Origin of the sequence: Xylophilus sp. (assembly GCA_009914555.1) — a bacterium.
Taxonomy (GTDB): Bacteria; Pseudomonadota; Gammaproteobacteria; order Burkholderiales; family Burkholderiaceae_C; genus WNDY01.
Genome location: WNDY01000004.1, coordinates 70475 through 87823, shown reverse-complemented (window position 1 = coordinate 87823; position 17349 = coordinate 70475). Strand labels below are relative to the sequence as shown.

Below are 17349 nucleotides of genomic sequence, written 5' to 3'. Positions count from 1 at the left end.
CATGGCCCACCCGCCTTGCTTATTTCGTATCCTGGATCCGCTTGATCAGACTCTTGAGCTCGGGTGTCGGCGCGTATTGGGCATAGACGGGCGCGATGGCCTTGATGAACTCGTCGCGGTCCTCGATCTTGATCAGCGTCGTGCCCTTGGCCAGCACATCCGCGCGCGACTTGGCCTGGCGCTCCTTCGCCAGCTTGCGCCCGAAGGGAACGCTGTCCTTGGCGGCCTGGCGAATCAGGGTGCGTTCGGATTCGGACAAGCGGTCCCACACGGCCTTGGAGAACACCACGACCGAAGGCTGCAGCATGTGCTCGGTCTCGTTGTAGTACTTGGCCACTTCGAAGTGGCGCGAGGTCTCATACGACAGGACGCTGTTCTCTGCCGCATCGATGATGCCGGTCGTGATCGCCGTGTAGACCTCGCCGTAGGGCAGGGGAGTGGGACTTGCTCCGAGGGCTTCGGTCATCGCGACGGAGATGTCTGACTGCTGCACGCGCAGCTTCAACCCTTTCAGGTCAGCCAGGCGGCGGATCGGCTTCTTGGAGTAGATCGAGCGTGCTCCGTCGTCGTACCAGGCCAGTCCGATCAGGCCCTGCTTGGACATGGCTGCGAGGATGTCGTCGCCGATGGCTCCGTCGAGTACCGCATGCATGTGGTCTTCGTTACGGAAGATGAACGGCAGCGACGGGACGAGGCTCTCCGGCACCATGTTGTTGAGCAGCGGAAGGCTGATGCGGGCGAGGTCCAGTCCGCCGATCTTCAGCTGCTCCACCATGTCGCGCTCGCTGCCGAGCGTGCCGTTGGGAAATACCTTGAGCTTGAGCTTGCCGGCGCTGCGCTCGTCGAGCAGCTTGCCCATGTACTTGACGCCTTCGACCGTCGGATAGTCGGGCACCTGGCTTTCGGCGGCGCGCAGATTGCGAGCCTGTACGGGGAGGGTCAGCGATACGGCGAGTGCAATGGCGCATGCACGCAGAAGGTTCTGGATCATGAAGTATGTCTCCGGGAAGTGGATGGTCAGCCAGTGCTTGTTGCGAGCACCAACTGCCGGCACATGCAAGAAGGGCTCTGCATTGGGTTGGGCGATTCTCTGAAGTTCAGTGCAAAACATCCAATCCCAATTTGGTGTTGCGCCATACCTTTTTTATAAGAAGATGACTACCATCCCGACCTCATGGATCTACGTCAACTCAGTTACTTCATCGCAGTGGCGGAGGAAGGGCACTTGGGACGTGCCGCCGAACGGCTGTGCCTTTCGCAGCCGCCGCTCACGCGCCAGATCCAGGCGCTTGAACGTGAGCTTTCGGTAAAGATTTTCGAGCGCACGGCGAAAGGCATGGTGCTGACGCAGGCTGGAGATGCGCTTCTCAAGGATGCGTACACCATCCGGGATCTCGTGCGCCAGGCGGCAGAAAGAGCCCGTCGTGCAGGTCTCGGTCAGCTCGGACGGTTGGATATCGGCGTATTCGGGTCCAGCATTTTTGGCGTCGTGCCCAAAGTGCTGTCTCTATTCACCGCATCGCATCCCGATGTGGAGTTGACGCTGCACAACACCACGGCGACCGACCAGATCGTGGCATTGCATCAGGGCCGGGTGCTGTTGGCATTCGCGCGCTGGATGCCCGACGACGCAGATGTCGCCATGGAGCTCGTCGCGCACGAGCAATTGCTCGTTGCACTGAGTGAGAGGCATCCATTGGCCCAGCGGCAGGCGATCGACGTGTACGAATTGCGGAATGAGCAGTTCATCGTCGGGGTGGCACCCGTGCTCGCAGCCAGCGTGCTGGAACTGGGACGAAAGCACGGGTTCGAGCCGCGCCTGGCGCCGCCAACCAGCGACATCGTCATGGCGGCCCTCATGGCGGCGGCCGGGACGGGCATATCGCTGGTGCCCGCATCGATGAAGAACGTCCACTTCCCGGGCATGGTGTACCGCCCCCTCAAGGAAGAGGCCGTCGTGGACATCCGGTGCTACTACATGCGCAAGGAAACCTCGCCATTGCTGGCTGCGCTGCTGGAGACCATACGCACGTTCCGTGCGTCGGGCGGAGTCGATTTTCGCGGGTAAGGGTTAACTCTTACATGTGAACCCTCGTCCCGTCCTTTGGGACGAAGTCTACGGCTGGCGCCGCGGTGGGACGGCGCGCCTGCAACCAGCCCGGGACAATGGGCCCACCCTCCGATGGACCCCTCTTCTCTCGTCCCTGCAGGCATCGCAGCACTTGGCCGCACATGCCACCGGCGCTTGCCAGCGCTCGGCCGGGTCCTCATTTTTGTCGTCGCACGGCCCGCATGCCGGGAGTGCGTCGGCGACGGCCGGCAGTGCGGGGCACTTTCTCCAGGACTTTCCATGTTCGCTCACCGCAAGCGCTTCGTCATTCTTGCGCTCATCACCATCGTGCTGACCTTCAGCACCGGCGACCGCGCCACCCTGTCGGTCGCCGGCGCGGGCATGTCCAAGGAACTGGGCCTTTCGCTTATCGAGATGGGCTGGCTGTTCTCCTCGTTCGCCTGGGCCTACGTGCTTGCTCACATCCCTGCCGGTTGGCTGGTGGACAAGCTGGGCGCCAAGCGCACCGTGCTCTACGGATTGGTGCTCTGGTCGATCTGCACCATGCTGCAGGGCGCCGTCGGCCTCATCGGATCGGCTTTCGTCTCATTGCTGGCGCTGCGCTTTCTCATGGGCATATTCGAGGCGCCTGTCGGACCGGCTTCCGGGCGCGTGATCGCCATGTGGTTCCCCTCGAGCGAACGCGGCGTGGCCGGCGCGATCTTCAACAGCGCGCAGTACCTGTCGCTTGCGGTGTTCACCCCGCTCATGGGCTGGCTGGACCACCGCTTCGGCTGGGAGCACGTGTTCTCTGTCATGGGTGACCTGGGCCTGCTGCTGGCCTGCACCTGGATGGCCTGGTTCCACGTGCCAGCAACGCATCCCGGCGTGTCCGAGCAGGAACTGGAGACGATCCGTGCGGGTGGGGCACTGACCGATCTGAATGCCCGCACGGCAAGCGACAAGAGCCCGGATGCGCCGAGGATCCGCGACCTGTTTAAGAGCCGCATGCTGGTCGGCATCTTCATCGCCCAGTACTGCATCAATGCGATCACCTGGTTCTTTGTGTCGTGGTTCCCGACCTACCTGGTCAAGAAGCGCGGCTTCTCCATCCTGAACGCGGGCTTCGTCGCCTCGGTGCCCGCAATCGCCGGCTTCATCGGTGGCGTGACCACCGGCTTCGTGACCGACTGGCTGCTCAAGCGCTCGGGCTCGCTGACGCTGGCCCGTAAGGTGCCGGTCACCATCGGCCTGCTGCTCACGTCGGTGATGATCGGCTGCAACTTCGTCGATGCCGACTGGATGGTGATCGGCCTCATGGCGCTGGCCTTCTTCGGCAAGGGCTTCGGCTCGCTGGGTTGGACCGTGGTGGCCGACACCGCCCCCAAGGCGCTGATTGGCACGACAGGCGGCGTGTTCAACGCCATCGGCAACATGGCCGGCATCATCACGCCACTGATCATCGGCTACCTGCTGCAGGCTACTGGCTCGTTCCACTGGGCGCTGGTCTTCGTCGGCGCGCATGGCATCGTTGCCGTACTGAGCTACTGGCTGATCGTGGGACGCATCGAGCGGTTCGAACTGCCTGAGGCGGCCGGACGTGCAGCCGGTGCCCGCAGCCGGAAGGCCGCGGCTGTCGTGGCGGCACAGCGGACCTCCTGAGGGAGGCCGGTCGCCGGTAGTACGCTGCGGATCCCGCATCGATTCCGAAGAGCTGCATGTCCCGCCTCATGACCGTTCTTTCCATCGTCGGCGCCGTGGCCGCCGCCTACGCGGCCTGGCGGCTCGGAGTGCTCTGACTGGCGTCGTGCCGGTCGACGCCGGCTACACGCCTTCCTGTCGGCGCCGCTCTTCCCTGGCGACCTCGCCGCGGTCGAAGTCTTCGGTTGTCCGTTGTCCGGCCACGCCGGCTTTTGCCCGCTGCTGGGCGAGGTCGATACTCGGCGCATCGGTCGGATCGGATCTGCTGCGGGAAGGGCGGGCATCGCCGCCTGGATGCGTGGGAACGAATTCCCTGGTTTCATTTTCCGGCAGAGATGGCGCATCGCCGGGAGTGTCGACATTGCCGGGCAGACCCGTGGCGTCGGCGCGGACTTGCTGCTCGATGGCCGATTCCCTGCTCTGGGTGCCTGCGAGCCGTGTCTGAACGGGAAGAGGGTTCTGCATTGCCATGTCGGCCTCCATGTTGCGGGCGGGGCCGCCCGACGGAGGCATTGAGCGCCAGCCGGCCGTGAGGTGCGGTGCGCTGGCGTCGATCCCGACTGTAGGCGAGGATGCCGCACCCATGCGTCTGTGGGCCAAGTCGAGGCTCGGGCGGCGGGCGTCGTCCGTCGTCACCGCACCTTGCGTCAACTCCACATCCCAATCCTTGCGTCCACCTGCCATTTGCTCTCCAAAGTTGCCACGGGCATGGCGCCCGCAAGCACAGTGGGAGCCGTAGGTGTGCCGAATGGAGTCCGAGGCAGCTCTACGGTCGTGTAGGCCGATATGCCGCCATGTCTATCGACGACTCATCGGGCAATGCCGGCCGTATTCAAATATATCGAATATCCCCAGGACGGGAATAAAACGAAAAGGCGCCATAGCTTTGATAACTGTAGTCCATCGAATTCCTGTCTGTACATCTCGAAGGCCTATGGCACCGCGGTGCCGCCGATCACGGCACTGAGCACGGTGCGCGACGGCCGCCGAGTGGAGCTGGTCGCCGGTTGCTCGACGTACGAGCGGCTCCAGCACCGCGGCCAGCAAGGCCACCAGAGCGACACCAATCAGCAGGATCGTGAGCATCCCGACCATAAGATTCCTCTGATGCGATAGCTCCTGTGTACGCCTGAACGACTCCGCTCGCATCGGTGCTAGTCCGCACCGGATGTAGTCCGCCACCCGTCAAGTCGCCCTCCGTGGGTGGCTTTTCCATGGTTCATCGGGAAATTCCGTGGCCCCTGGCGGAAACCGCTGACGACCCTCGAGCCCGCGGCCTCACCTGCGTCCGAGCCTACGAGTCGCTGATTCCGCGATTCGACGGCATCAGCGACTCGTTACAGCGATCTGTGCCATCTTTCCCATACTCGGCAGACGTGCTGTCCCGAGATGAAAGGAGCCGTCATGTTCAGATTCGTCGCTGTTGTCGCTTTGCTGGCCTCGCTGGGAGGCTGCATTCTTCCGCCTGGCCCAGGAGGTCCTCAAGGCGGCCATGATCGTGGCTACGACCGCGACTATGACCGTCGAGGACGAGATGGTGGGCCTGACGGATACGGCCCGGGCCGGGACGGATATGACCAGCGCGGGCCGGACGGTCCGTCCGGCAGGGGCTGGTGATGTGCCGTAGCCAAGCCCATCGCCCGGCTTCGGCCTAGGATCGGCCTGCACGATTTCGCGGGGGCCGGGGAGCGGCTGAGCCGCCCGTCCCTCGGCCGTTTCGCGGACCCGGCGCAATTCCATCATGCCGGGTCCGCGTTCGGCCTCGGGATGGTACCTCTTGATGTCTCCCTCGGCGCGCTTGTATCGGGTCGGCGCATCTTGCCGATCCATAGGGGCGCCGCTACCAGACTTCTACGGCCTCATGCTGGATGAATGTAAGTATTCGGCCGAGGATCGCAACCTCCAGGGGGCATAGCCAGAAGGCAAAAAGCCCGCACATCGGCGGGCTTCATTTGTCTTTTGCGGAGTATCGCCAAGAATTGCGGAGCAGTAGTCTTGGCCATGATCCATGTAGGGGAAATGGTAGGACGTACAAGATTCGAACTTGTGACCAACGGATTAAAAGACCTACGAACGGGTCCTAAGCTATTGATTCACAAGGGAAATCTCCATGTACGCCGCCCTCACTCAAGAGGATCAATCACATGAACAGGGCACAGTTGTGGGCACACTGGACACAGCCATCCCGCAGGCCGCCGGAGCGCAAGACGCCGAGGCCCAGCGCCAGTGGGAGCAGTACGCCCGCGACCGTGGGGTCGTCCGGTATCGGTACTCGCTGGTCCGCACGACCCAGGACGGCAAGACGGCCCAGCGATCCCTGGCTGACCTGGAGCCCGGCCAGCGCCTGACCCAGGAACTGGTCGGCCCGCTGGTCGAGCGGGTCCTGGTCCTCCAGGATGAAGCCCACGCCCGGGTGGCCGACCCGAGGATGAAGAAGCTGCCCGACGAGACCGCAGTCCTCCTCCTGCTGGAGGCCGACGTGATTGCCGTGACCGCCGTGCTCTCGGCCCTCAGCCGGTGCGAGCCGGCACCCCTCCAGTCCTGCTGCCTGGAACTGGGCGGCCGCCTCCAGCGCGAGGTCGAGCTGTACGCCTGGAAGAAGCGCGAGAAGTCCGCCCAGAAGGAGCGCGAGGAGGGCGACGCCCCCTGGGAGCCCAACATGCACGAGCTGATGGTGAAGCGCAACGACACCGTGGACGAGCGGGTCTTCACCAAGTGGTCCAAGAAGGCCAAGCTGTTCGTGAAGGAGGACTGGAGCACCGCGACCCGCCTGCGCATGGGCATGGTCCTCCTGTCCGCCCTGGTCGAGCAGGATGCCTACTTCGAGGTCAAGCTGGTCCGCGACGGCGCGAAGACCCGCCAGATGTTCCAGCTCACCGACACCGCCCGGCAATGGGTGGCCCAGCGCCATCACCAAAACGAGCTGATGCGGCCGCTGATGCTCCCCATGATCTGCGAGCCCCGCGATTACCACTACCTGCCCCCGGCAGCGTCGGATGCCATTTCCGACGCCGACGAGTAGCACGAATCACCCACATTAACCCTGCTGACACTGCCATGACCAACGCAATCAAGACCTTTGAATTCCTCCCCGGCCACTCCCTGCGCATCATCGAGCGCGACGGCGAACCCTGGTTCGTCGCACGGGACGTGTGCAGGGCGATCCAGCACAGCAATGTGAGCGTGGCGGTGCAGACGCTCGACGCTGATGAGGAGGCTAAGTTCAACTTAGGCCCCACCGGGCCGCAAGTAAACATCGTCTCCGAATCCGGCCTGTACGCCCTGGTCCTCCGCTCCCGCAAGCCCGAGGCCAAGACCTTCCGCAAGTGGGTGACCTCCGTAGTCCTCCCGGCGATCCGCAAGGATGGCGCCTATGTGCAGGGCGAGGAGAAGGTGGCGACCGGGGAAATGTCCGAGGACGCCCTGGTCCTCAAGGCGATGGAAGCCCTCCAGCGCAAGGTCGCCCGGCTCACGCCGCAGGCGCGGGGGCTGGACCCGGCGGCCGAGCAGACCATGACCACACGGGAGTGGCTGGCCGCGCGAGGGCTGCGCGGACTACCCCGTGGCGTGAAGGTCCGCCTCGGACAGGTGGCGGGCTCCCTGAGTCTGGCCGCCGGCCGCGAGCGGTTGACCCGAACACAACCCACGGGCCTCGCCATCGGGCCGGCCTACACGGAAGCCCGCGTGTTCGCCCGCGAGACCCTGGACCGCGCGGCCGAGTCCATCGGACTGCGCTAACCCCTCCACCTCTCTCTCCCCTACCTGGGCGGGCGCCGCAAGGCCCCGCCCGTCTTTGTGCTGCCCGCTAGTAGCACGAATCACCTACTGCTCAACCGTATGACTCGCATCGCTGGTGGCTACCTGACCCTCCGCTCCGCAGCCGTGAAGGCCGCCGAGTTCCGCTCCGCGCACACCGCTCGCATCGAGCGCCCCCTGGATGGCGCGTCCCTGGAGGCGCTGAACTGGGTGCAGAAGACCCGGTGGACCATGAACAAGGACGTGCTGCGCACGGTGGAGGAGGCCGTGAAGATCGGCCGCCGCCTCGACTGCATCCCGCCGGCCAACAACCTACCCGAGCCGCTCCGCATGGACGACGATGCCTTCGCGGCGCTCAAGGCTCGCGCCAAGGCCGAGGACGCCACGCCCGAGGAGAAGGCGGCCTACGTCGCTTATATCCGCCCCCGCGCCGAGGTCTACTCGAAGAACAAGCAGATCGAGGGTGAGCGCTTCAAGCTGTTCCGCCTGCTCGACCTGGGCCAGCAGCTCGCCACGGCCCCGGTGCTATGGTTCCCCCACACCTGCGACTTCCGAGGGCGCTTCTACCCGACCGCCCAGGACATCCACACGCAGGGCGACTCGCTGGTCAAGGGCCTGCTGACCTTCGCCGAGCCCGAGCGCCTCGGCCCGAACGGGCAGTGGTGGCTCTACGTGGCGACCGCCAACGCCTTCGGCCAGGACAAGATCGCCATGCAGGCCCGGGCCGACTGGACCAGCGACAACCTCACGCAAATCCTGGCGACCGCCCGCGATCCTCTGGCCTGCCAGGACTTCTGGGCCGGCGCCGATTCGCCGTGGGAGGCCCTGTCCCTGTGCTTCGAGCTGGCGCGGCTGGCCGACTTCGAGGTCGCCAACGGCGAGCGGGCCGTGCCGTCGTTCCTGTCGCACATCCCGGTGCGCCTGGACGCGACGTGCTCGGGCATCCAGCACCTGTCCGCGATGATGAAGGACCCGCTCTCGGCCCGCGCCGTGAACGTGGAGCCGATCCCCGGTGTCCGCGCCGACATCTACACGGACGTGAAGGACGTGGCGAAGCAGCGGATCGCCCTGGATGCCACCTCGCACGCCGACGAGGCGGTGCGGGCCATCGCCGCGAAGTGGCTGGACCACATCGAGCGCAAGACCGTAAAGCGGGCCGTCATGACCACGCCCTACGGCGTCACGGCGCCCGGCATCAAGTCCCAGCTCATCGCCGACGGCTTCTGCAACCACTTCGAGAACGGCGCCGAGCGCTACCGCGCGGCCGAGTACCTCAAGGACGTGGTGGTCGCCGCCCTGGACGCGAACATCGGCGCCCCCCGCGCGGCGATGGGCTACTTCCAGGAGGTCGCCGCGTTCCTGGCCGACCGCGAGAAGCCCATGACCTGGACGACGCCGAGCGGGTTCACCGTGCGGCAGGCGTATGTCAAAAGCGACTCGAAGCGCGTGGAATGCCTGCTCGGGGCCGCGCTGGTCAAGTTCCAGACCCAGGTCCCGAACGAGACGGCCGGTATCGACAAGCGCAAGCAGAAGTCGAGCGCCGCGCCCAACGTCGTCCACAGCTACGACGCCGCCCACCTCGCCCTGACCGCCGTGGCGATGAAGGAGGAGGGCGTGCGCGACATGGCCTTCGTTCACGACTCGTTCGGCGCCCACGCAGGTGCCACCGACCGGCTGGCCCACCACATCCGCGACCAGTTCGTGCGGATGTATAGCGGCCCGGCGCTGGAGCAGTGGCGCGAGAGCGTCATCGCGCACTCCGGCGAGGCCGATGTGCCCGCCGTGCCGCCGCTGGGCTCCCTCGACGTGACCCGTGTCATGGACAGCGAGTTCTTTTTTTCCTGACAAGTAGCACGAGTTGCTCTCATAAAACCCCCGCAGGGTGACGACCCTAACGCCGTCGCCCCTCCACCCCTGACCTGAAAGCTGCCCATGTACGACTCCCCCGAACTGCAACGCGCCATCGCCCACCTGGAACAAGGCTACGGCCGGCTTCCCTTCGACCTCGTGGTCTCCCTGATCGACCAGGGCATCGACCCCGAGTCGCTTGTCCAGCACTTCGCCGCCGGCGCCCGTCCCTGATCCCCCGATCCCTCTCATACCTGACCCGAACACCATGACCAAGCTGACCTATTCCACCCCCGCCGAACTCATCGCCGACTTCGAGGCTGGTGCGGCGTTCACCATCCACGGCACCTCTGGCTCCTACCCGGTCACGGGTCTGCGGTACGAGCTTGACGGCGATGTGGCCGTCTACGCGGCGGCGTCTCTCGTGCCGGGCAATCCGTGGGGCGGCTTGAAGCCGGACGGGAGCCACCCTGCAATTCCGGGCCTCCGCCTGGAGAAGACCGCGCCGGCACCGGGCCTCACCGGCCTCACCGCGCACACCGTGATCCTGGACGACCTGGAACCTCAGCCGTTCCTCAAGTCCTTCGTGACCGGCACCCCCGCCTACTGCCCGAAGACCCGGGAGGTCGTGGACGGCATCGAGTTCCAGCAGGGCCGCCTTCTGGTGTTCCTGGCGAACGAGGACGGCGCCGTGCGCGATTCCGAGAGCTACCGCCACGATGGCACCCACAAGCACGACCCGGCCCGCTCGCTGGTCCTGGGCGACCTGCCGCCGCTGCCGGCGCCTGACGTGACGATCTACGTGTACGCCAACGACCTGATCGGCGCCGTCCAGGTCCACCGCAGCTTCGTGGGTCGAGTCCCGCACCTGCGGCTCCTGGGTTCCCTCCAGGTGCCGGCGGACGAACTGCCGTCGTGACCCACTTCCCCCGCCTGCGCCAGCAGGACCTCGGGGGTCTCGTGTCCCGCATGGGTGACGCAGCGCAAGCCGCGTGCATCCGTGCGTGGCGCGAAACCGGCCGGCCTACCGCCGACCTGCATGCGGCGGTCCTGCTGGCCGCCGCGTCGCTCGCCTCCATCGCCCGCGAAGCCGGGCACCTCCCCACCGAAGCCTGGGCCGAAGCCAACTGCATCGCCCAGGACCCCGCCTCCCTCATCAACACCGCGCCGGGCATCCCGGCCAACTGAAAGCAATCACATGGCTGACGTAAAGAAGAAGTCCAACATCGTGTTCAAGGGCATCACGCCCGCTGGCGTGTTCACCTGGGCCTGGATCGACAAGCCTGACAACAGCGAATACGGCAAGGGCAAGTACAAGTGCGCCCTCAAGCTGGAGAAGGGCGTCGAAGCCAACGACGCCTTCGCCCGCAAGCTCATCGACCTGCACAAGGCCGCCAAGGGCAAGCGCGACACCGTGCCGGTCAAGGACGGCGACACGCTGGCCGAGGAGAACGAGGAGAAGAACGGCAAGTTCCGTGGCTTCTGGCTCCTGACCGCGAAGTCGAAGAACAAGCCGGCCCAGATCGACGCGAAGAAGAAGCCCTTGGCCGCCACGGCCAAGTCGGGTGACTTTGGTCGCCTCGCCATCGCCGCCAGCGAGTTCGACACCGGTGCCAACAAGGGGGTGACCCTGTACCTCAACGCCCTCCAGCTCCTGGAGCGCCGCGCCGTGTCCGCCGTGGACGAGTTCGATGAGGTGGACGGGTTCGACGGCGACACCGCCCTGGCCGAGACGGCCGACCGTGGTGACGACGACAGCGGCAGCGACGCCGGTGACGACGAAGACTTCTGAGCACGTCCTGGACGTGGTGCCCGAGGTGGCGCCGCGTCCCAGGTTCTCGAAATGGGGGGCCTACGAGCCGGCGAAGTACACCGCGTACAAGAAGCTGCTCCTGTCCCTCCTGCCCCCGAGCCCGGCCACGCTCCTGGCCCCCCTGGTACTCGCCGCGACTTTCGTGTGCAAGCCCATCGCCAAGTCGAAGTTCGACACCCCGATGGGGGACATCGACAACTTCGCCAAGCCGCTGATGGATGTACTGACGAAGGCCGGGTGGTACGGGGATGACCGGCAGGTCGTGTCCGTGCGGCTCGACAAGCGCTTCCCCCAGCCCGGCGAACAGCCGCACATCCGTTTCACCCTCCAGCCCGCACCATGAGCCAACGATTCGTCGCATTCCTCGGCAAGGCCGAAGCCGTCCTGGAGAAGCTCTCCGACCGCGCCGCGCTCAAGGCCCAGGCCAAGCTGGCCCAGGCTTCCGCCCTGGTCACCGAGGCCAACGCGCTGCGCAAGTCCGCGAAGACCGGCCGCCGCGTGGCCCAGGCCCTGCGCGACCTCACCGCCGACACCGCGCCGGCCCCGGTCGCCAACGAGTCGCAGGCCGCCCTGGACCTGTGATTCCCGAGGGCTCCGGCCCTCCCTCTCAACCCCATACCCCGACACCATGACCCTCTCGTCCTACCAACGCTTCGCCCTGACTCCGCAGACCCGCAAGGTCCTCGCCCACCTGGAGACGGTCGGCTCCATCACCAACGTCGAGGCCCACGCGGTCCACGGCATCCGCTCGGTCTCGCGCCGCATCACCGAGCTGCGCGACGCTGGCGCCCCGATTCGCAAGGAGCAGAAGCGCGATCCCATCGGCCAGCGGTACGTGCGCTACGTGCTGGAGGGATTCTCCAAGCCAGCCAAGGCGTGACCGCTCGGCTCCTGGTGAGCCACTCGACCAACCCCCGCCCCTGAGACGCAAGTCCAGGGGCTTTTGCTTTCTGGACCCATGTCGAACTTCTACCCCACCACCCTCAAGTCGCGCGGCTACTACGCCACCTCCCGCCCGGACGGCCGCTGGCTGGTCAAGGGCCGTGGCATCCGCCGCGTCGTCACCTTCGAGGAACTCCAGGCCCTCCTGAACCCGCCGAAGAAGGCCAAGCCGCAGTGAGCGATGACAGCACGCTCCTGTCGAAGGGGCCGTGCGCCGACTGCGGCAGCAGCGACGCCTGCGCGACCTATGACGACGGTCACAGCTACTGCTTTTCCTGCGGCGCCTACACCCACGGCGACGGCACCAAAGGCGACGGCGCAACGCGGGTTCCTTCGGAGCTGATCCGGGGTACCTATCGGGACCTGGGCAAGCGCGGAATCACCGAGGCCACCTGCAAGCTCTGGGGCTACAGCGTCGCCGACCACGAGGGTCGCAAGGTCCAGGCCGCGACCTACTGCAACGCCTTGGGCGAGCCAGTGGCGCAGAAGGTGCGCACGGCCGACAAAGACTTCTTCGTCCTCGGCTCGCTCAAGGAGGCCGGCCTGTACGGCCAGCACCTGTGGCGCAGCGGTGGCAAAAAGGTCCTCATCACCGAGGGAGAGATAGACGCCCTATCCGTGTCGCAGGCCCAGGCCAACCGCTGGCCCGTGGTCTCGGTCCCGAACGGCGCCCAGGGCGCGAAGAAGTCGCTGGCCTCCCAGATGGAGTGGCTCAAGACCTTCGCCGAAATCGTCCTCTGGTTCGACAACGACGAACCGGGCCGCGCCGCCGCCGAGGAATGCGCCTCCATCCTGCCGCTGGGCAAGGTCAAGATCATCACGACGCCCCACGGGCTCAAGGACGCCAACGACCTCCTGCGCGAGCACGGGGCGCCAGCCGTCCTCGACGCCACCTGGAGCGGCCGGGCCTACCGGCCGGACGGCGTGGTCGCAGGCGAGGACCTGACCGTCGAGCGGCTCAAGGCCAAGGCCGCACCCGGCTGGCAAACCCCGTACCCGCTGCTCAACGAGAAGACACGGGGTATCCGCCCGCGCCAGCTCTGGCTGCTCACCGCCGGCACCGGCGTGGGCAAGTCCACCGATGCCCGCGAGTGGCTGTACGCCGCGCTGGTCGGGGGCAAGAAGGTCGGCGCCGTGTTCCTGGAGGAGTCCGTCGAGGACACCGCCAAGTACCTGATCGCGCTGGACAACAACCTGCTGGCCGAGGACCTGGAGGACGACCCGTCGATCCTGTCGGACGCCAAGTGGGCCGCGAGCCACGCCAAGCTGTTCGGCCGTGGCAACTACCAGGCATACGACCACTTCGGCGCCACCGACAGCGACGGGCTCCTGAACAAGATCGAGTACATGGCGCTCAACGGCGCCGAGCTGATCTTCCTGGACCACCTGACCATCGCCGCCACCGGGCTCGACCTGGACGGCACCGACAAGCTGATGGTCGGCCTGCGGGCGCTCATCGAGCGCACCGGGTGCAGCGTGGTCGCCATCGCGCACATCCGCAAGGCGCAGAGCGGCGCCAAGTCGGCCGAGGAAGGCGCCCAGATATCCCTGGACGACATCAAGGGCTCGGGCTCGCTCAAGCAGGTCCCGGACGTGATCGTCGCCAAGGAGCGCGACCAGCAGGCCGAAGGCCCCGAGAAGGACGAGTCGATGCTGCGGGTCCTCAAGGTCCGGCGCGGCGGCAAGACCGGCCCGGCCGACCACCTGCGCTACGACACGAAGACCGGGCGGCTCAAGCCCTTCGTGCCGGCGGACACCTCGGGCTTCGACAGCCCCGAGACCGATGGCAACACCGACTTCTGAGTCGGTGGCACGGGCGCTCCTCAAGTCCTCCCGCTACCGGGCCAAGCGCAACGGCATCCGCCACACGCTGGCCCTGTCCGACATCCACGTCCCGACCCACTGCCCCGTGCTCGGCATCCCGCTCCAGCCGGCACAGGGCCGGGCGGGGCCGGCCTCGCCGTCCCTGGACCGGCTCAACCCGCTGCGCGGCTACGTGCGCGGCAACGTCGTCGTCGTGTCCTGGCGGGCCAACGCCCTCAAGAAGGACGCCACGGCCGCCGAGCTGCGCCGCATCGCTGCCTTCTACACCCAACTCAAACCCCGACCATGACCACTATCCAAGCTGAAACCGTCTACGTGGACCCCGCTGCATTCGAGGGCTATGCCAACCTGCACAACCACGCCAGCGCCACCGACGCCGTGAAGGCTGCGTTCCTGCGGGCCGCCACGGGTGCCAACGCCGATGGCCGCAAGCCGGTCATGGTGCGCGTGCTGATCCACGTCGAGCCGCGCGAGCTGACCTTGGACGACGACACGCCCCTCAGCGGCGGCGTCTGCGACATGAGCGCCGGCTGCGAGGCATGCCAGTAGCGCCATGATCCCCTACGCCCAGGCACCTATCCTGGCGTGGGACCTGGAGACGAACGGCCTCCTCAAGGAGCTGGACCGCATCCACGTCCTCGCCATCGGCGACGTGTTCACGGGCATCGTGACCACCTACACCGACAACGACCCCCGCTACCCCTCCCTCAAGGAGGGCGTTAGGCGCCTCTCACACCACGTCAAGGCCGGCGGCCTGACCGTCGCCCACAACGGCATCGGCTTCGACCGCAAGGCACTCAGTAAGGTCTGCGGGGTCTCGATCCCGCCCGAGCAAATCCTCGACACCCTGGTCATGGGGCGCCTGTGCGACCCCGAGCGCCTGGGCGGCCACAAGCTGGAGAGCTACGGCATCGAAATGGGCATCCTCAAAGATGTCTACGACGGCGGCTGGGACACCTACAACGAGTCCATGCGCAGCTACTGCGGCCAGGACGTGGTGGTCACCATCGCGCTCTACCATAAGCTGGCCGGCGTGCGCCAGTGGGGCGAAAGCCTGCCGCTGGAGCTGGACGTGATGTTCCTCATCGACCTCCAGATGGACAACGGCTTCATGCTGAACGTCCGCGCCGGCATCAAGCTGGCGGCCGAGCTGGACGCCGAGCGGCAGGGCCTGATCGCCGAGCTGCAACGCACGTTCCCGCCGATCTTCGTGTCGGCCGGTACGACCAACCCCAAGCGGTCGATGAACCGCCAGGGCGTGGGCTACACGGCCGGCGCCGAGTACACCAAGATCAAGCTCCAGGACTTCAACCCGGGTAGCGAACACCACGTTGCCGCCCGGCTGCGGCGCCAGTACGGCTGGGTCGCCCCGCTCACCGAGAAGGGCAACCCGAACATCACCGAGGAGGTGCTCAAGAAACTGGACTTCCCCGAGGTCCAGCTCCTCCTCAAGTTCGCCCGGGCCGAGAAGCGCTACACGCAGCTCGCCGGGCCGCCCAGGATCAAGGAGGGCCGCAAGCTCGGCGGCGGCTGGATTCACCACACCGACGATGAAGACCGCGTGCATGGCTTCGTGAACCCCAACGGGGCCGTCACGGGGCGCATGACGCACCGCATGCCCAACAGCGCCAACATCGACAAGGACCCCGCGATGCGGTCCCTGTGGGTTCCGCGCGAGGGCTGGAAGCTGGTCGGCATCGACGCCGAGGGCCTGGAGCTGCGCGTGCTCGCGCACTACCTGAGCCGCTACGACGACGGCACGCTCACGTTCCAGCTCCTGGAGGGCGACAAGTCCAAGGGGACCGACGCCCACTCCGTGAACCGCAAGAACACGGAGCTGTACAGCCGCGACGGCGCCAAGACCCTGCTCTACGGCTCGCTGTACGGGGCAGGCGACGAGAAGGCCGGCCGCATCTGGATCGAGGACTGGCGCAGCAGCGGCAAGCCCGTAGCCGAGTGGCCGGCCTGGGCCATCGAGTGGAACAAGGACCGCAGCCGGTGCCGCCCGAAGACCCCCACGGCCATCGGCCGCGTGGTGAAGCAGCGGCTCATCAACGGTATCAAGGGCTTCCGGGAACTCAAGGAGGCCATCGCCGCCAAGGCCAAGGCCCAGGGCTGGGTGCGCGGCATCGACGGCCGGCGCATCCGCATCCGCCATGCCCACGCAGCGCTCAACACGCTGCTCCAGGGCACCGGCGCCATCGTGATGAAGAAGGCCCTCGTGATCCTGTACGAGTCCTTCTCGGCGGCCGGCTACCGCCACGGCGTGGACTACGGCTTCTGCGCCAACGTCCACGACGAATGGCAGATCGAGTGCCGGCCCGAGCTGGCCGAGCAGATCGGCGAGCTGGGCAAGCGGGCCATCACCCAGGCCGGCGAGCACTTCAAGTTCCGCTGCCGCCTCGACGGCGCCTACGACATAGGTGACAACTGGCACATGACGCACTAGCGACACGGGAGCACTACGTGGGAGCCGCCAGCGAGCACATCGCCGCTGCGTGGTTCCTGCGTCGTGGGCAGCAGGTCTTCTGGCCGGCGTGCCAGCAAGGCGCTGTCGATTTCGTCGCCGACTTCCAAGCCGAAGGGCTCAAGAAGGTACAGGTCAAGACCGCCACATGGAACAGGTCCTCGCCCCCGTGGGCTTACCTCCAGTGCCGGACTCAACTCACAAACAAAGGCCAGGCGCTTCTCCCCGCCGACCTCTACGACCTCCTGGTGATCGTCGCACCTGATGGTCGCCGGCTCTGGTCTATCCCCGCACCCCTCATCAAGTCAACCAACCTCTGCCTGGACGGCACGCGCCCAGGCCGTAAGCCCTCACCGTGGGCTGCGTTCCAGCACGAACTATGACCCTCAACGACCTCCAAGACCTCATCACCTTGGCGTCGCCCCTGTTCCCGTACTCCGTCATCGGCGGCGGGGCGGTGCGCGATGCCTTCCTCGGCGCCCCCATCAAGGACGTGGACCTGTTCGTGGACGTGCGCAGCACCTCCGCGCTGGAGTTCGACGTGCAGGCCGAGCGCTTCGCCAAGCTGCTCGGCGGGCCACTGCTCACGCACGCCGCCGGCAGCGTGACCGGGCACCTCTCGACCTACCACATCCCCCGCAAGGACCTCCCGACCGTCGAGCTGCTGCCAGTGGTGCGGGATGTCTACCAGGACGTTCACGACTACGACTTCGCGCTGTCGCAAATCCTGATGACCCCGACCGGACTGCTGTACACGCCGGCCTTCCAGCTCGACGTGCGCAACCTGGACATCACCTACACGAAGAAGGTGCGCCAAGAAAAGAGCGCGTCCCGGCTGGTGCGACTGCGCAACAAGTACCCGAACTACCGCCCGAAGAACTGCGAGGTGCTCCTGTGACCGGCGCCGACCTCATCGCGGCCGTGGCCCTGGTGAGCGTGGCGGCCTTC

Annotated in this window: 22 protein-coding genes; 20 read left to right on the top strand and 2 right to left on the bottom strand. The window is 66.3% G+C overall.

Annotated features, from left to right (window positions below):
* Positions 1–19: 19 nt before the first annotated feature.
* Positions 20–1054: a TRAP transporter substrate-binding protein gene (locus tag GAK38_RS04050; RefSeq protein ID WP_325341742.1), complete on the bottom strand. Its 1035-nt coding sequence runs from the start codon at positions 1052–1054 to the stop codon at positions 20–22.
* A 120-nt stretch (positions 1055–1174) separates the two neighbouring features.
* On the opposite strand from GAK38_RS04050, the gene GAK38_RS04045 reads away from it, so the two are divergent.
* Both GAK38_RS04045 and GAK38_RS04040 read left to right on the top strand, forming a co-directional pair.
* Complete coding sequence (locus GAK38_RS04045) at positions 1175–2068, top strand: LysR family transcriptional regulator (protein WP_325341661.1); 894 nt, start codon at positions 1175–1177, stop codon at positions 2066–2068.
* 282 nt (positions 2069–2350) lie between these two features.
* On the top strand, positions 2351–3712 hold the full coding sequence (locus GAK38_RS04040; protein WP_325341660.1) for an MFS transporter: 1362 nt from the start codon (positions 2351–2353) through the stop codon (positions 3710–3712).
* Between the two features lie 162 nt (positions 3713–3874).
* On the opposite strand, the gene GAK38_RS04035 is transcribed toward GAK38_RS04040, so the two are convergent.
* Positions 3875–4222 carry a hypothetical protein gene (locus GAK38_RS04035; protein WP_325341658.1) on the bottom strand — a complete coding sequence of 116 codons (348 nt, stop codon included), beginning with the start codon at positions 4220–4222 and terminating at the stop codon, positions 3875–3877.
* 348 nt (positions 4223–4570) lie between these two features.
* Between GAK38_RS04035 and GAK38_RS04030 the strand changes: the two genes are divergently transcribed.
* The 18 genes from GAK38_RS04030 (at position 4571) to GAK38_RS03945 (ending at position 17299) form a co-directional block, all read left to right on the top strand.
* Positions 4571–4867 (top strand): hypothetical protein, encoded by a 297-nt coding sequence (locus tag GAK38_RS04030; protein ID WP_325341656.1) that lies wholly within the window; start codon positions 4571–4573, stop codon positions 4865–4867.
* 994 nt (positions 4868–5861) lie between these two features.
* Positions 5862–6773: a hypothetical protein gene (locus GAK38_RS04025; protein WP_325341654.1), complete on the top strand. Its 912-nt coding sequence runs from the start codon at positions 5862–5864 to the stop codon at positions 6771–6773.
* A gap of 35 nt (positions 6774–6808) precedes the next feature.
* Positions 6809–7489, top strand: coding sequence for a BRO-N domain-containing protein (locus tag GAK38_RS04020; protein WP_325341653.1), 681 nt, complete (start codon positions 6809–6811; stop codon positions 7487–7489).
* Positions 7490–7588: 99 nt separating this feature from the next.
* Positions 7589–9352: a DNA-directed RNA polymerase gene (locus GAK38_RS04015; protein WP_325341652.1), complete on the top strand. Its 1764-nt coding sequence runs from the start codon at positions 7589–7591 to the stop codon at positions 9350–9352.
* An 87-nt stretch (positions 9353–9439) separates the two neighbouring features.
* Entirely contained in the window at positions 9440–9589 is a 150-nt protein-coding gene (locus tag GAK38_RS04010) for a hypothetical protein (RefSeq protein WP_325341650.1), read from the top strand.
* 34 nt (positions 9590–9623) lie between these two features.
* Complete coding sequence (locus GAK38_RS04005; protein ID WP_325341649.1) at positions 9624–10274, top strand: hypothetical protein; 651 nt, start codon at positions 9624–9626, stop codon at positions 10272–10274.
* Complete coding sequence (locus GAK38_RS04000; protein ID WP_325341647.1) at positions 10271–10543, top strand: hypothetical protein; 273 nt, start codon at positions 10271–10273, stop codon at positions 10541–10543. Before GAK38_RS04005 ends, GAK38_RS04000 begins: the two co-directional genes overlap by 4 nt.
* Positions 10544–10553: 10 nt before the next feature.
* A complete protein-coding gene (locus GAK38_RS03995; RefSeq protein ID WP_325341646.1) occupies positions 10554–11147 on the top strand; it encodes an ssDNA-binding protein in 594 nt (197 codons plus the stop codon).
* Positions 11128–11511, top strand: a complete 384-nt coding sequence (locus GAK38_RS03990) for a RusA family crossover junction endodeoxyribonuclease (protein ID WP_325341645.1) — start codon at positions 11128–11130, stop codon at positions 11509–11511. The genes GAK38_RS03995 and GAK38_RS03990 overlap by 20 nt, the downstream gene beginning before the upstream one ends.
* Positions 11508–11750, top strand: coding sequence for a hypothetical protein (locus tag GAK38_RS03985; protein ID WP_325341643.1), 243 nt, complete (start codon positions 11508–11510; stop codon positions 11748–11750). The genes GAK38_RS03990 and GAK38_RS03985 overlap by 4 nt, the downstream gene beginning before the upstream one ends.
* A 46-nt stretch (positions 11751–11796) precedes the next feature.
* Positions 11797–12048: a helix-turn-helix domain-containing protein gene (locus GAK38_RS03980; RefSeq protein WP_325341641.1), complete on the top strand. Its 252-nt coding sequence runs from the start codon at positions 11797–11799 to the stop codon at positions 12046–12048.
* A gap of 78 nt (positions 12049–12126) precedes the next feature.
* Complete coding sequence (locus GAK38_RS03975; RefSeq protein ID WP_325341640.1) at positions 12127–12288, top strand: hypothetical protein; 162 nt, start codon at positions 12127–12129, stop codon at positions 12286–12288.
* The gene (locus tag GAK38_RS03970; RefSeq protein WP_325341639.1) at positions 12285–13913 is read left to right on the top strand and encodes a toprim domain-containing protein; all 1629 of its coding nucleotides are present in this window, start codon (positions 12285–12287) and stop codon (positions 13911–13913) included. Before GAK38_RS03975 ends, GAK38_RS03970 begins: the two co-directional genes overlap by 4 nt.
* A gap of 4 nt (positions 13914–13917) precedes the next feature.
* Positions 13918–14223, top strand: coding sequence for a hypothetical protein (locus GAK38_RS03965; RefSeq protein ID WP_325341637.1), 306 nt, complete (start codon positions 13918–13920; stop codon positions 14221–14223).
* Positions 14220–14483 (top strand): hypothetical protein, encoded by a 264-nt coding sequence (locus GAK38_RS03960; RefSeq protein ID WP_325341635.1) that lies wholly within the window; start codon positions 14220–14222, stop codon positions 14481–14483. The genes GAK38_RS03965 and GAK38_RS03960 overlap by 4 nt, the downstream gene beginning before the upstream one ends.
* A gap of 4 nt (positions 14484–14487) precedes the next feature.
* Positions 14488–16383, top strand: a complete 1896-nt coding sequence (locus GAK38_RS03955; protein ID WP_325341634.1) for a DNA polymerase — start codon at positions 14488–14490, stop codon at positions 16381–16383.
* Positions 16384–16400: 17 nt separating this feature from the next.
* Positions 16401–16784 (top strand): group I intron-associated PD-(D/E)XK endonuclease, encoded by a 384-nt coding sequence (locus GAK38_RS03950; RefSeq protein WP_325341632.1) that lies wholly within the window; start codon positions 16401–16403, stop codon positions 16782–16784.
* The gene (locus GAK38_RS03945) at positions 16781–17299 is read left to right on the top strand and encodes a hypothetical protein (RefSeq protein WP_325341631.1); all 519 of its coding nucleotides are present in this window, start codon (positions 16781–16783) and stop codon (positions 17297–17299) included. Before GAK38_RS03950 ends, GAK38_RS03945 begins: the two co-directional genes overlap by 4 nt.
* The last annotated feature ends 50 nt before the right edge of the window (positions 17300–17349 follow it).